The 14,470-nt window shown below is 60.5% G+C and carries 16 protein-coding genes; all 16 read right to left on the reverse strand.

What is annotated here, in order from left to right; all coding sequences use genetic code 11:
* Position 1 precedes the first annotated feature (1 nt).
* The 16 genes from GBK04_RS25525 to GBK04_RS25600 all read right to left on the reverse strand — a co-directional run bounded on the left by GBK04_RS25525 (position 2) and on the right by GBK04_RS25600 (position 14,468).
* The gene (locus GBK04_RS25525; protein ID WP_152764669.1) at positions 2-397 is read right to left on the reverse strand and encodes a hypothetical protein; all 396 of its coding nucleotides are present in this window, start codon (positions 395-397) and stop codon (positions 2-4) included.
* 165 nt (positions 398-562) lie between these two features.
* Entirely contained in the window at positions 563-2,734 is a 2,172-nt protein-coding gene (locus tag GBK04_RS25530; RefSeq protein WP_152764671.1) for a hypothetical protein, read from the reverse strand.
* Positions 2,735-2,802: 68 nt separating this feature from the next.
* Positions 2,803-4,050, reverse strand: a complete 1,248-nt coding sequence (locus GBK04_RS25535) for a hypothetical protein (protein WP_152764673.1) — start codon at positions 4,048-4,050, stop codon at positions 2,803-2,805.
* Between the two features lie 62 nt (positions 4,051-4,112).
* Entirely contained in the window at positions 4,113-4,961 is an 849-nt protein-coding gene (locus GBK04_RS25540; RefSeq protein WP_152764675.1) for a hypothetical protein, read from the reverse strand.
* Positions 4,962-5,053: 92 nt separating this feature from the next.
* Positions 5,054-5,698 carry a hypothetical protein gene (locus GBK04_RS25545; protein ID WP_152764677.1) on the reverse strand — a complete coding sequence of 215 codons (645 nt, stop codon included), beginning with the start codon at positions 5,696-5,698 and terminating at the stop codon, positions 5,054-5,056.
* A gap of 63 nt (positions 5,699-5,761) precedes the next feature.
* Entirely contained in the window at positions 5,762-6,046 is a 285-nt protein-coding gene (locus GBK04_RS25550) for a hypothetical protein (RefSeq protein WP_152764679.1), read from the reverse strand.
* Positions 6,043-6,873 (reverse strand): hypothetical protein, encoded by an 831-nt coding sequence (locus GBK04_RS25555; protein WP_152764681.1) that lies wholly within the window; start codon positions 6,871-6,873, stop codon positions 6,043-6,045. Before GBK04_RS25555 ends, GBK04_RS25550 begins: the two co-directional genes overlap by 4 nt.
* Positions 6,873-8,759, reverse strand: coding sequence for a hypothetical protein (locus tag GBK04_RS25560; protein WP_152764683.1), 1,887 nt, complete (start codon positions 8,757-8,759; stop codon positions 6,873-6,875). Before GBK04_RS25560 ends, GBK04_RS25555 begins: the two co-directional genes overlap by 1 nt.
* Positions 8,760-8,805: 46 nt before the next feature.
* Complete coding sequence (locus GBK04_RS25565) at positions 8,806-9,162, reverse strand: hypothetical protein (RefSeq protein ID WP_152764685.1); 357 nt, start codon at positions 9,160-9,162, stop codon at positions 8,806-8,808.
* A complete protein-coding gene (locus tag GBK04_RS25570; RefSeq protein WP_152764687.1) occupies positions 9,102-9,749 on the reverse strand; it encodes a DNA topoisomerase subunit B in 648 nt (215 codons plus the stop codon). Before GBK04_RS25570 ends, GBK04_RS25565 begins: the two co-directional genes overlap by 61 nt.
* A 4-nt stretch (positions 9,750-9,753) precedes the next feature.
* Entirely contained in the window at positions 9,754-10,011 is a 258-nt protein-coding gene (locus GBK04_RS25575; RefSeq protein ID WP_152764689.1) for a hypothetical protein, read from the reverse strand.
* Positions 10,012-10,041: 30 nt separating this feature from the next.
* The gene (locus tag GBK04_RS25580; protein ID WP_152764691.1) at positions 10,042-11,013 is read right to left on the reverse strand and encodes a hypothetical protein; all 972 of its coding nucleotides are present in this window, start codon (positions 11,011-11,013) and stop codon (positions 10,042-10,044) included.
* Positions 11,014-11,258: 245 nt separating this feature from the next.
* Positions 11,259-11,696, reverse strand: coding sequence for a hypothetical protein (locus GBK04_RS25585; RefSeq protein ID WP_152764693.1), 438 nt, complete (start codon positions 11,694-11,696; stop codon positions 11,259-11,261).
* Position 11,697: 1 nt separating this feature from the next.
* Positions 11,698-12,114 carry a hypothetical protein gene (locus tag GBK04_RS25590; protein WP_152764533.1) on the reverse strand — a complete coding sequence of 139 codons (417 nt, stop codon included), beginning with the start codon at positions 12,112-12,114 and terminating at the stop codon, positions 11,698-11,700.
* Positions 12,115-12,126: 12 nt separating this feature from the next.
* The gene (locus GBK04_RS25595) at positions 12,127-14,151 is read right to left on the reverse strand and encodes a phage head spike fiber domain-containing protein (RefSeq protein WP_152764695.1); all 2,025 of its coding nucleotides are present in this window, start codon (positions 14,149-14,151) and stop codon (positions 12,127-12,129) included.
* A complete protein-coding gene (locus GBK04_RS25600; RefSeq protein WP_152764697.1) occupies positions 14,148-14,468 on the reverse strand; it encodes a hypothetical protein in 321 nt (106 codons plus the stop codon). The genes GBK04_RS25595 and GBK04_RS25600 overlap by 4 nt, the downstream gene beginning before the upstream one ends.
* Positions 14,469-14,470 lie beyond the last annotated feature (2 nt).

Here is a 14,470-nt window from a genome sequence, read left to right on the forward strand (position 1 = left end):
ATCAGCGCATGTTGATCAGAAGCGCCCCAGCCAACACCCCGGCCCCGAATCCGCGCAGGGCGGGCCTCACCCACGCCCACCGGGGTGGACGGGCCGGTGGCGGACACACGCAGGGGGCCGTCACCGGCGGCAGCTGCGCATCCACGGCCAGCTGCACCGTACGCGTGATCGTCCGCTGCCGCCGCTCGTATTCCCACTGCCGCTCGCTGACGGCCACTCCGGCCGGAAACGGAAAGCGCTCGCCTTCCAGCATGTACACCGCACCCGGCAACGGGCTAGCGGTTGGCAGGGGTTCCTGCCGGGAGCCCGAAGCGGGTCCGGTTTGCCCGAAGCACATCCAGGGAAGGATACTCGCCGTACAGGCCAGGGTGAGCCACAGAATCGCGTTTCTTTTCATTTCTGTACAGGTCGGTTAGTTGGCGCAGGGCCTCGCCCTTGCGGCTGGTATCGGCTTCCAGTATCCGTTCCCGCTCGCGCAGGTTGATGTTCTGGCACATCGTCACTGCGTAGGCGATGCTGGTCAGCACCAGGCACACCAGCAGTATTTTGTTGAGCATGGGCTTCATAGCATCAGGTTGGCCACATGGGGCCGCTTGCCGAATACCCGGCCGGTAAAGGTTTTCCCGTTGATCATTACTGAGAAATTCCGCCATTCCAGCCCAGCGTAAGGGTCCAGGAAAAATACTGTAGCCTGGTTACCCTTTATGCGCACCTGGCAGATGCCCCGCTTTTCGCGGTTGGCCGTCAGCACGTCGGAGCCGTCAGCTTCGGTACTGTAGTTTTTTCCATCGATGGAAAAAGGCAGGTACCTGCGCTCACCGCCCTCCGTGGCCTGGCACTGGCTGGGCAGTGTCACGGCTCCGACGTAGAAGCCATCCAGGGCGGCATCCGGCTCGGGTTGGAATTCGCCCTCGAAACTATTCCGGTCGGCCCGGATTCTCAATCCATTCAGGGATGTTTTCGCCGGATTGTAGCTTAAATTCAGGGTGGTCGCATCGCGGTTGCGGGTGGCCTGGCCATCCCACACCCATAGCCCGTCGCCATACCACATACTTATGAAACCGTCCGAAACGGCTTCTTCATAAGGCAGTACGGCCAGCGAAGAGGTTAGGACGGTATGGCCCGCTATGTTGTTTTGCCAGGCAAAGCCGGGCGCGTAGCCCTGCTGGAAGATTTCGAGAAAATTCCAGGTGAAGCCGATGGCTTGGTAGCCGGCGCGCTTAATAATCTCGTAGTGGGAAATTCGGTTGAAAACGGAGCGCGGAAACTCGACCGGATCGTTGCCGTAGTTTTTCACATTCACGGTGTTGATGGTGGTGCCGAAGGATCGGAAGTACTCATCCCGGATGATCAGCTCCGGAGCACTGGCACTGTACTTCCACCGTATATCAGCCTCCCAGATCGGCTTGGTCATGAAACCGTAGCCGCCGTAGTCCGGACTCAGGAAATACGGGTACCCGGCCTGCTTGTATCTTTCCGTGAGGCGCTCCATGATCTGGCGCACCTGGGCGGAGCCATGCGGCAGCCAGATCTCGCCCTCGTTGGTCTCGAAGGCGGCCGCCCCGTGCAGGGGCCAGCGATCGGCGGCCGCGCGGTAGTAGTCGCGGCTGCCGGTCGTGGTGGTGATGCCCAGCACCCGGCAGCCCACCACGCGGCCCAGCTGCTGTTGCAGCGGCAGACTGGCATCGGTCACGTGCGTTTCGCCCCGGCTCAGGCGCAGTTGGCTGGAAACGCCTGCCACGCTAGCGTTGAAGCCCAGCATTTTTCCGGATGAAATCGTATTGGCCGGCGCGCGGTAGGGCCAGCTCATGGTGTGCTCGCCCTGGTACCAGCCCGGGGTGATGTCCAGCCAGGCCAAGTCACCGGCAGCGTCATCGTCGCTGTTCAGCAGGATGATGGACTGCCCGCCCACATCCGAGCGGGTACCCCAGGTGTAGGAGGCGCTGGGCTGGTACCAGGTGTTGGCTGGCTCGGTGACGTTCCAGCGGGCGGTGTAGTCCAGCCCCCGGACGTAATGATGTTTCGTGATCGACAACACTCCCGTCCGGGAATGGTAGGCGTAATTAGTCAGCGGCGTCGCACTCTTGATCACCGTGTTGTTGATGGCGTACCAGTACTCGAATCCGGAGCGGAGCGGAAAGGGAGCCCGATCGGTGATCAGATAGCCGTTGTCAGTCGGTGTCAAGACGATGTCCAGGTAAGTCGTGTCGGTGCGGCCCACGTACGTGTAGCGTGCACCCAAGGTGCGGTCCGGTACGGGTGTCGGGATTTCCCCCACGGATTTCGGGACCGTGAATTCCCGTGGCTCCGAGGTACCCCGGCAGGTGTTTGCGATCAGTTGCAGGGTGTAGATACCCGCAGGCAGCGTTTCGTAGCCGAGCGTCAGGGTATTGGACTTCGGCTCGATCTTGCCTGTGCGCTTCGGGGTACCTGATTGCAGGATCTGAAAATCCATCCCGAGTACTTTCTCGCCGTGGAAGACCACGACCAGCGACTGCTCCGTGACACTGGAAATGCTCCGGATTTCGGGACCGGCCTTGCAGGGTTCCAGAACGGGCTGCGAAGGAATAACGGGAGGCAAAACGACTACGGGGGGCTGCTTGGCCAGTACCGAATCGACGTATTGCCTCACATAGGCTTCGGAGGCGATCCGGCCGGGGGGAATCACGCTTTGCCCCAGGCACGCCCCCGACCACACGAGCCCCAGCACTAGACAGTTCACAAATTTTTTCATGAGTTTTAAATTTGAAGACAGCCCGGACATACGGCCGGGCTGTCTGGTTTTTAGGTTGCGCCGCCTGCTTAGGGCGCGGTGTAGGTGACCATCTTGAAGCCGAACACCCCGCTGACGTCCTTGAAGACGTTGCTTGCATCAGATGTAAAAAAGCCAAGGGGACGGATGAAGTTACCGGCGCTGATACTGGGCTTCCAGATCTTGGTCGGCAGGTCGTTGACATCCATGCCGCGCTGCACCCGAAGGTCGAGGGCGAAGGGCAGGGCCGAAGGTACGTTCACCTGCCCTGGCTCCATTTCGCCCGAGAACTGGTTGATGCTGAGGTACGCCATACCCAAACTAGTGTCGTAGTTCTCAAAATCCTCGTCCTTGAGGTAGGTATAGGAACGGTCGTGGGCCGAAACCTGCTCGAAGGCCACCGCGCCCGGATCGATGTAGATCGCCTGATCCTGCCCGTACTCGGTGTCGATGTCCTCGTCGTAGTAGAACACCCAGGGTAGCTGGGCGTAGACCTTGGCAAAGTCCACCCCGTCGTTATTGGCCACCATGTAGGCCATGCTGCGGTGCCAGCGCATCCATGCGCCACCGCCGATCAGCACGCCTTTGCCGCCGAACTTGTTCATCGTACGGGTATTCATCAGCACCTCGCGCGGGCCGATCAATGCCACATCGCCTGGCCCCTTGGCCTCGTAGCCGTTGACCAGCACCAGCGGAGCGGCGGCTGTGGGTAGCACCGTGCCGGGATAGGCCTTGTTCTTGCCCACGCGGGCGATCAGCTGCTGTAGAACGTACTTGTTGTAGGGCCGGAACAGCCATGGCTCCATATCACGGTACATCTTCGCGCCGATGTTGCCCAGATAGCCAGACAGCGTCGCGTCGAGGCGCATCTTACCCGCCAGGTAGTCGGCAATGTACTGCTGGGCCCGAGGTTCCAGCAGCTCCTTACGCACGTCCTGCTTGAAGTGCTTCTCGACGTGGTAGTCGTACTTGACCGTCAGCGTCGTGGCGGCACCGGCCTCCACCGGCGCGGGGTCCACCCGCAGCCGCTCGGTCAGCACCGCACCACCCGCACCCTGCGGGTTGTAGGTCACGTCCACGTGCAGGATCGGCACCTGTCGGGAACCGATGTTGCGCCAGGCCAAGGAGGTGCTGTCGGTGATCATCTTGGGGTTGATCGCCGCTCGGATCTCGTTGAAGGCCGGATCCTGCACCGCCGCCACCGCGCCCAGGGTGTTGAACTTGTAATCGTTGTTGATCGTGTGGCGGATTGCCGCCGTCAGTACCCGGGCCGTGCCCAGGTTCACATTGTTTGCCATAGTTTCTATTATCAGAATTAATTGTTTACTTAATTAGGTACCTACGGCCGCACCTGCGGCCCTCAGCCCATTGATTCGGTCTGCCATTGGTCGGCTACCGACGATCCGGCCTTCGCCGCCCCCTTTCCAGGATCGAACGTGCCCTGTTGTCCGCCGCCGTCCGACTTTCGGGCGTAGTCGCGCGTGGCGTCCAGCAGCAGGTCGTCGATGCCGTAGTGCTTGGCGCCGTCGACGTGGGGTGTACCCTGTTCGTTGAGCAACTCGAAGCTGCCATCCTCGGTACGGCTGATGGTGAGTTTCTTGGACTTGGCCAGTGAATGCACCTTCGGAATCATCACCCCGCGGATAATCTCCTCCTTGGCGTACTCGCCCGCCAGATCCTTCACGCCGGACACCTTCGTGAACAGCGCCTCGTTCATCAGCCGCGTCTCGTAGCGGCCCGCGACCTCCTTCTCCTTGGCTTCCAGGGCAGTCTTACCGGATTCCTCGGCGGCCTTCAGCTTACCCGTCAGCTCGATGATCATCGCGTTGGCGGCCTTGCCATCCTCCGTACTTCCGGTGGTCTTGGCCTTTTTGGTGGCCTCAAGCACTTCGGTGAAGTCGTCGGCCAGCATACCCAGCTTGGCCACCCCTTGGGTGGATTTGATCTTGTTGTACTTTTCCTCACCGATGGCGTCCTTCAGCTTTTCGAGCTTCTCGTCGAGCTTGGCGTCCATGCTGTTGTAGATTTCCGCCTGCCCGGCCTTTTTCTGCTCGGTGGCGAAGACCGGGATCTGGTTCGACAGCTTGTCGAAGTACGGAAGCAGCTCGTCCTCATTTTCGATAGCTTCGAGTTTCTGCGTTTCCTCTTCGGTGAATTTTAATCCAATTGCCTTAGCGGCCAGTAATAATGATGACACTATCTTTTTCATTTCATTTGCCCGAAGGCCGGTTAGTTTTTTACGATTGCCGGGAAGTCTCCCTCTCGGCCAGTTGTTAATATTTATTCGTCAATAATTCATACTTATAACTCCACCAGCTCACCGCCTTCGATGAAGCCGATCAGCCGGGCGTTGTCGAGGTACATCGGCTGACCCTTACGGGCGCCTTTCTCCCAGCGGGGCATTTCCTCCCAGTGGCCCTTGGTGCAACTCGGGCGGAGCTTGGCGACCACGACTTCGGACTCTCCGTCGACCGTACGCGTATCCGGCCCGTCGCATTCATACACTACGGTGGTATTGTAGGGTGCCTCGTCGTAGCGTTTCTGCGCGGACAGCTTTTTCTCCGATGCGTCGGCAGCGGCCTTTTTGGCGTCCTTTTCAGCCTGTTCTTTCACCAGCGCCTGCTCGGCGGCAATCTCGGCGGCCATCTTCCTTTCCAGGGCGGCCTTGTCGGCGGCATACTTGTCGGCGGCATCACGCTGTGCCTGTCCTTCAGCCTCCTTTTTCTCGGCTTCGGCCTTGGCGGCGGCATCCTTGGCGGGATCGATGTACTCGGCCGGCACGTCCTTTCCCTTCATTTCCTCATAGGCCTCCTTGTCGGTCTCAGCCACCTCGGCGGCTTTGGCCTCCGCTTTGGCCTTCAACGCATTGGCCTCTTCAATGGTAACTTCTTTCTTTTCGGCGGCGGCCTTTTCGGCGGCAGCCTTAGCCTCTGATTCTTTTGACATAGTCGTATTGGTTTGTTGAAAAATTATTGATTGAAATACAGGTAAAATCATTCATACTTTAGGCTAGTCACAGCGGTCTATTTCTTCTTCGGTGCGGGCTTCCAGGCCCTCGTGATGCTGTGGGTCAGCGGCATCGAGCTTCTTGTGGGTGGCTTTCGAGTCCCGGCGAGCATTGTTAAGCAGCATAATCACCAGCACCCCGTTGGCCATGTAGGTGAAGCGGTCTATCCCGTCCCAGCCCCACGCGTGGTAGGTAATCCAGGAGAGGGCCAGATAGGCCCCAAAGCCCCACCACTGCGAAAGCAGCCACTCTACACTGTCTGTGAAATGCGCGAAAAGCCTACTCATGTAGCCATCTGGTTATTGATGTATAAGTACATGGCCTTACTGACGGGCAATAACCGGTGGCGGCAGTTATAGCCGCCCACGTACCAGAAGATACTCTGAGCCGTCGTACCGGGAATCCGTCCGGCCCATTTCAGCGCCGCCCAGCCTTCCACCTCCTTCTTGGGGTAGGCCCGGCCCAGGCGACTGTTACAGAAGCCCCGTGTGGTTTTGATCCGGCCGCCCATGTAGTAGAAGTACCGAGCCCCCACCGACTCGCTGACATTGAGCGTATAGCTGCGGCTGAACTGGTAGAGCGCATCGGAGGCATAGGTGCTCACGGCCTTGGTACTCAAACCCTCCCGCACCAGCAGTTCCCGCAGCGACCTACGGAACTCGGCCTTCGTGCTACGGGTGAGGATGTGCTGTTGCAGCACGGCCTCGATCGGGCTGATGTAGGTCGCCTCGATGCCCGCTCCCAGCAGGTAGGCCCGCACGCTCTGGGCGGCCATCCGGATCTCCGACTTCATGCGCAGGATGTCGGCTCCCGAGTCGGGGTACACCCTGGCCAGGTACCGCCCCACCGTTTCCAGTGAGGTATCCATTTTTTCCAGCAGATCGCCCACCAGGGTGCCGTAGTCGGTGGAGGCCAGGAAACCAGGTACCTCCGTGCGGATCCGCATCAGCAGCATCAAACTCAGCGACACCGGCGCCGCCGTATCGATCAGGTCCACATAGCCGTAGAGCCGATCCAGCAGCAGCCCGTTCAGACCCGTCAGCCGGTCGCCCCATCCCTCCAGGAACCCTTCGAGCTCCTCGTCCATCTGCGCTATTTCTTCGAATTCCTCCATCACAGCTGCTTGTTATTTTTGATATCCACCGGAGCATTGAGCACGATATCCGGCAGTAGCATCGTCGGTATATCCACCGAAACCTCATCGGTCAGCTGCCGAAGAATGGCCTCCTGCTGTTTGAGCGGCAGGTCGAGGAAGTTCTCGTTAGAAAGCAGGGCCCGGTTGAGGTTGCGGTCGAAATACATCGAGAACATGAAGTCCTTCACCAGCTTCTTGTAGCTCTCGCTGCCTATCTCAGCCACCCGGGGCAGAAAGGCGAAGGAGTACATCTTGGCTTCGTACGACAGGTAGAGGAACGGGTCGAGCACCGTGCGGAGCTGGTAACTTTTCGAGTAGTCGCTGTCCTTGCTGGTATTATCCTCCAACACCTTCTTTTCCAGCAGCGCGATCGTCTCGGTCGCATAGCCGTTCTTCTTGGCGTCGTTGAGCATTTCCCGCGTCTCCTCGGCGTTGCTCAGGTCGAAGCGGATCGGCATGACGACGGAAGGAATGCCGTTGTCGGCATCACCAGCCAGCAGCCAGCGCCCCCCCATCTCCAGCTCCCATTGCAGCAACCCGCACAGATACGAGGAGTGCTTGACCAACATCCTGTACATCTCCTCGCGGTCCTTGGCCTTGGCCACCCCCGACTGCACCTGAGGCGTTTGGAGGGCAAAGAGCATCTTCATGCCCGAATACACCTTCTTTTCCAGCCGCTCGTATTCCTTCACGAGCTCCTGAAGGCCCTCGATCGGCCGGGGGATGAAGCCACCGGGTACGGGCGGCAGGCTCACGCCCTCCTTGTCGGTGAAGCCCATTTTCTTGGCCACGGAATAAATGAAGACATCAAGCCCGCTCCCGCTCACGTCCTGCCCCGTGCCGTTGCAAACAGGGCAGTTGTCACTGACACCCGGCATCAGCCGCCCGTCTTCATCCCGACGTGGCACCAGCCCGTCCTTGCAATCCTTGCCACTGCACCTGTTCAGGCTGATGCGCCATTCCTGGGCGTGGATGTGGTGGACGATCTCAATCTGGATGTCGTTGTAGCGGGCCTGGGCGTCGCGGATGTGCGGATAGACCCGCTTGTGCAGCGTCTGGTATAGCTCGCTGCCGTAGGCATCGCGCTTGGCCAGTTTGCGCCCGATCTTGCGGGCGGGCAGCGTGCGGCACTGGTGGCGTAGCGGCATGAACAGCTGCCGCACCCCTCCGCTGGCATCGAGTTGCTGGCTCAGCCCCCACACCTTCCACACCCGCCGACCCTGGATGGCGACCTGCTCGGCGACGGTGAAGCTCTCCGCGTCGAGGAAGTACAGGATGCGTCCGTCGCGGACGGCGGTACTGCCGGTCTCGATCAGGTTTTTCCGCTCACTTTCCAGCACGGCGAAGCGGTCGCGCTCGAAGCGCAGCACGTTGGCAGAGGGAATAATCTCAGCCACCGGCCGGTAGCGCTCGACCTCGCTGGTGGGCTGCACCTGGGGCAGGACCGCCAGCACGGCGTTTGGATCGGCGATGTAGGAGGCCTTGACGCTCTCGAAGAAATGCTCCTCCCAGGTACTGCCGCCGCGCGGCTCCATCAGCTCGCGCAACATCCTCGACTCGTCGTTGTCAGGCCACACCACCGCGTAGTCGTCGGCCTCCCGGATGTAGTCCAGCGCATCCTCGATATCGTCGAGCAGCGTAATGAACGGGTTCTGGTAGATCTCCGCGCGGTACTTCTTATGGGCCTTCTTCTCATTGGGCCGGTTCTTGGTCAGGTACTCCGGGTACTGCTCGCCAAAGACCTTCTCGAACTCCTCCTTAACCCCCACCGCCTCGGCCATGAAGGGACAGAGCACCCCGTCCGTATTGGTGGACAGGCTCGTGCGGGTGAGGTAGGGCTGGATCTGGCGGCTGAAACTGAGCATAGGAAAATGAAGTAGGCGGGCCCCTGCCCGCCCGGTAAGCGAATGATTAAGCGGCGATGATCGTAAAGCAGTAGCTGCCCCAGATGCCCACCTCGTTCTCGTAGGCCACGGTGAACTTGTGCGTTCCGGCCGGCAGTACGGTGATGCTCACCGCCCCGGTCGACGCGTTGACCGCCGCCGTCACCGTGCCGGGAACCGCCTCGTTGCAGTTGTAGAACAGGCTGTAATTGCCACAGCCCCCGGCCTCCTCGTTGATCACCCGGGTCAACCCCACCGCTCCGGCCGCTGTGCGGCTGTACGTCAGGCAGTCGCCCGCACAGCCCGCCTGCGGCGTCAGGTTCGTCAGGCCCGAAGCCGCGCCGAAGGTGTAGCGCAGGCCGCTGACGTCCAGATCGTCGAGCACCACCCCATGTAGGGCTCCAACTCTCCGGTGATACTGTTCCACTCGATGGCGAAGCTGCCCTCGATGGTCTTCTGGATGTCATCCTCGACACTGCTGCCGATTTCCTTGAAGATCGGCTGGTTGGCCCGCGCGCGGATGATCTGCACCGATTGGTCGGTGAACAAAAACACATCGCGGCCCCGGGTATTCTGGCGCAGGTCGTTGAAGAAGCGCGTGTTGATGAAGAAGTGCTCGAAGTCGAACTCCGCCTTCTCGCTTACCTCGCCGGTTGGCTTGGGCGACACCTGCGTGCCCCGCGCCTTGGAGGTCATCACCTCGGTGGGCTTGCCCTTACGGCCCGAAATCGTCGGATTGCCGAAGAAGTGGACCGCACCCTTGAAGGCCATATCACGCAACACCTTGGCCACGTTGGTGGCGTCCACCGTTACAGACGAGCCGCCAAGCGAATAGCTGTCGCCGAACTTGACCGCATCGGGGTCGGTGAGTGCCAGGCCGACGTAGCGGCTGCGGACATTCTTGTGGTTGGAGTTGCTACGCAGCATCCTCATGCCGCCGCTGCACCCCAGTAAGTCTTTAAGATTTGACATGATTCTACTGTTGTTTGGTTGATTGAACTTTGAAGCTGATGCGGTGCGTGGCGGGCAGGGGCTGCCCCCGTACCACCGTCAGCGGCGACTGCAATGGCGACTTACCCCAGGGCTGCTCGTTGATCTTTACGCTCAGGGTACCTTCCAGCCCTTCGGGCACTTCGAATGAAAGGCTGTCGCCGTTGAAGACTCCGGTGAATTTTACTTGCGCTTCGGCCCGCTTTTCTTCGGCCTGCCCGCCATCGGTTGTTTTTCTGGACATGGGTATCAGGATTAGTACTATATTTAATTTTCACACATATACATCGAAAACCTTCTGATCGGCCGTATCGGTCTTGATCCGCACCCGGGCGGTGTAGTTACCGGTGCCGGGCAGGATCAGCCCCCGCGACCAGAAGCCCGGCCGGTAGGTCTGCGCCTTCACCCATCCCCCCGACTGCTCGCCGGGTGGGATGGAGGCAAACGAGGAGATGCCGTCCACTGAGAACTCCACCTCCAAGTCCGCCTTGGCCCATAGCAGCAGCACCGGCCCCTGCGGCGTGTTCTGTGGATCGAAGTACACCAGGTCGATGGCGGAGGTCGGCGGCGTGGGGGCGGCCAGCAGGGACACATCGAAGCTCACCTCAGCGGTGTTGTCGGCGTCGGCCACGTCGGTTACCTGCACGCTGTAGGTGCCGTTGGCGGTATAACTCTTGGAATTGGCATTGTCCGGCGTGGCCCCGTCGAAGGAGTACAGCACGCCGTTGGGCGCGTCGATGACCTCCTTGACCACCGCGATGGCCGTGGGCACGCCCGCCACGGCGGTATTCTGGATCTCGACGACGAACGAAAGGTTCTTCTGGTGGACGAGCGACTCGATATCCGTCTCGTAAGCCTGCGCGCGGTTGTAACATCCGTCCGGGTCGTAGGTGCTGGCGATCGGGGCATTGCCTTCGGCCAGGTACTCATCGTAGGGCACCCCGTCCACGGTAGCGGGCACCTTCCAGCCGGTGCGCTCGAGGATCCCCTCAGCCACGTTCACCGCCCCGTAGGTCTTTTCACCGAAAGCCCCTACATACGCGATGATCCGCTGCCCGGCCTCCAAAGGGGTGGCCAAGGTGATCGTGGCCTTACCCAGTGTGGTCGTACTTTGACCCAATAGCCCCTCCTCTTTGGCTACATCGTCGTAGAGCAGCACATTCGTACCGTTGGGCGCTTCGTCCACCAGTACGGTGACCTGCTCGCTCAAATCGTAAAACCCGCTCTCAATGATGGCCAGGCCCATGGGTGCTGTTTTTCTCAGGATTGTCCAGCAAAAAACGCAAGCCTGTTTCCGCTCTGCAATATAGCGCTGCCTGCTATTTTCAAGACACCTATCTAATGTATTGTAATACAGTAATATACGATGTATTATGTATTGGCCGGATTATTTTTCTCAGACGCGGGCGCTCTGCTTAGGGGAGTGGAAAAGACAAAAAAAGCCCTTTCACCACGGGGATGAAGGGGCTTGGAAAATCGAACGGCTTGTCCTCACAGCTGGCTCAGGTCGTCCAGGTTGCCCCGGCTGACCATCCGGCCCATGAGCATGGTGAGCAGCTGCTCGATTGGAGCCCCCAGCATGCCCCAGATGGCCAGCACCTCGGGCACGGCCCCTTCTGTACCCGGCTCCACCAGGGCAAAGGTCTGGTCTACCAGCTTGCTTGTGTCGCTGGTCACGTGGACAGGGTACTGCCCCGATGGATGGTACCTGCGGTAGGGCTCCCACTCGCCGTACTGGGTCCAGCCGTTGGGGCCAGGGGTGCCGTCTCCCAGCACCTCCTGCATGGGCGTGGCCGTGCGGTGGAACTGCTCGACGTGCATGGCCGCCACGATCTTGCGCGTGGCCAGGCTGACGGAGAATTCGGTGCATACGAATACGTCCTTGCGGAGCGGGTTTTCGCCGGGGATGTCGATTCGGATCGGTTGCATATTACAGGGCGGTTAGTGCTATTTTCTTGATCGTGGAAGCGCCGGTCTTGATGTAGAAGTAGTTGTCGTCGTAGCAGGTGGCACCCAGCTCCATGGTCGTGTCGGTTCCGGCTACGGGCGTGTATCGGCGAAGGATCAGCCGCCGCTTGAAGCGCACGGGCGTATCGTCGGCGGTGAGAATGCTGTTCTGCCCGTCGTCGGCACTCGTTGCATCGGCATCGTCGCGGTAGAAGATGCCCACCTTGCCGCTGTCGGTGACCAGCACGGCCTTGGCCAGTAGGTAGCGCGTGTTCCGCAGTTCGTCTATCGTAAACTGTGGCAGAAACAGCATCCTAAGCCGGGCGTAGTCCAGCAGCCTGCGCCAGATCTGCCCCCAATTGGGCACCTGCTCGGGTTTGGTTCCGGTTGTTAAACCCATAATCTTGTTGGTTTATATTCGTGAAAGGGCTACGAGTTGCGAGTCTGTGATGCCTGGGCCATAAGTGGTAATCTCCCGTAGATATTTCCCCTGTACGGGAATGCCGGAAAAGCTGCCGTACCAGCCCGCTGTCGTATTGGTGCCCAGGTCATTGTGGCTGGTGGATACCACCGCCCCACCGTTCATGCTGGCTGCGAAGGCTCCCTTCTTAAAGCGAGCTGCAACCTTCAATATCCCTGTTCCTGGAAAGCTGCCCAGGACGTAATCGCCCGACAGCGCGTTGCTGCGGACCAGGATCACGATAGTGCTATTGGCAGACCGCCTTATCGAGTACACGCTGTTAGGTGCGCCGGTGGTGTTGTATAAGAAGTCTTCCACCCCTCCCGCTTCCAGCATATCGCATTCGATCACCTGTGTCCATTCTCGCTTGTCGTAGACGCTCTCGAAGGCACGGCCCAGCATGTAGACCGAGGCGTTGCCACGCGAAGCAGGCACGTCGGCTGTCGGAATGTGGGGTGTGCGCAATGTTTTTTTTTCCAGCCCCGGCATTTTCGCTATTATGGCGGCAGCCGGATTACTTCCTGCCTTAACAATACAGTATCGCAACCCGCCTGTGTTGTCCGATCCGAGTGTCACCTTGACCGAAACTGTCTGGTACTCTTCCGCCAGGACGATACTAACGGAAGACTGTATGTATGTGCCACCTACCCGACGAAGTTGCAGTACCACTTCCTTTCCAATATCGGCTATCGAGCCCGCTTTCAGCACAATCGAGCCCGTCCAGGTTTCGCCAGCAGCGGGAATTGCGCTCGTCTGGGAAAATAGTATGTCCGCCTGTGTGTTATCGAGCGTAATGAGGTAGCCATCGGCCTGTTGGGCGACCGCCCCCGCCCCTGTTACTACCCAGGGTGATACACTAAGATTGCCGGATCGAAGCAACACATTCTCGGAACTCGGCCATACGGGCAGACCCAGGCATTTTCCTGTTAAGGCGTCGTAGTGCAATGCCCTGGCCGCCTGTGGAGCCGAACGGAGTATCCCGCGTCGGTCGCAGGTGGTCAGGTTGCCCGTAAAGGCCAATTCCAGACGCGGGTCCAGTTCGCCGCTGTCGCAATGCCACGAAGACAAGGGCGGCACGGTCGGCCAATCGGTCGAGCCATTGAAGACGATCGCTGCGGCCTGATTGGTCAGGTTGTTGACTTCCACCCGCTTGGCCTCGATTTGGGTGGCCGTGCCGTTGATGCTGTTCTGGGTGTCGCCGATCAGGGCCGCCGTCAGGTTCACCGCCTCCTGCAAAGCCACCAGGAACTGCCGGGTGAGCTCCACGGCCTGGGCATCGGCGTCTACCTCGCTGGCGGTGGCGTTCAGGGCGGTTTGCAGGTTGACCAGGAACTGCCGGGTCAGCTCCACGGCTTGGGCATCGGCGTCCACCTCGCCGGCGGTCACCACCAGCGCGTCGCGCAGCTGCACCAGGAACTGCCGGGTGAGCTCGACGGCTATGGCGTCGGCATCCACTTCGGCGGCGGTGGCGTTCAGGGCGGTTTGCAGGTTGACCAGGAACTGCCGGGTCAGCTCCACGGCTTGGGCATCGGCGTCCACCTCGCCGGCGGTCACCACCAGCGCGTCGCGCAGCTGCACCAGGAACTGCCGGGTGAGCTCGACGGCTATGGCGTCGGCATCCACTTCGGCGGCCTTGGCCAGCACGTCGGCGAAGTAGGCCGGGATGGTCTGGGAGGTGCCGTCGTTGTAGTGCAGCACCAGGTTGGCGTCCGGGTCCTGGGCCACGCTCAGCAGCCCGCGCGGGGCGAAGTCCGTCGCGTCGGCGAGGGTGTCGGTCAGCCCGGCCGGCCCCAAAAAGCCCGTGGCGGGCACGGGGGCCACGCCCCCGGTCCAGCCCGTGATGCGCACCAGACGGCGCGCCCCATCATTCAGGGAGAGAAACACCGGCGTCCAGCCCTTGGGCCCGCGGGGGCCGGTGGGCGTGGCGGGCACTTGCACCGTCCCCACGGTTTGCACCTCAATTTTCCGTATACTCATCGCGTCACGCGGTTGGTTATTCTGAATCTGCCGCCGAACAGCGTGTGCTCGCGGCCCTCGGGGTCGGTCACCACTACATCGTACTCGTAGCTGCCCGGCGCGATGCGCATGGCTTCGGCCTCCTTACTGAGGGTGATGTGCTGGCCGTCGATGTCGATGTCCAGTTCCAGCACCACGCGGAAGTCGCCGGCGTAGGACCGCACCTGGGCGCGGGCCGTGCAGCCTGCCAGGTCGAAGGCCTCACCGATCTCGACGCACAGCTCGAAGCTGTCGCCGCGCACGATGCCCAGCAGGTCTATTTTCGTCGTGTACACCATCG

Source organism: Salmonirosea aquatica, assembly GCF_009296315.1.
GTDB classification, from domain to species: domain Bacteria; phylum Bacteroidota; class Bacteroidia; order Cytophagales; family Spirosomataceae; genus Salmonirosea; species Salmonirosea aquatica.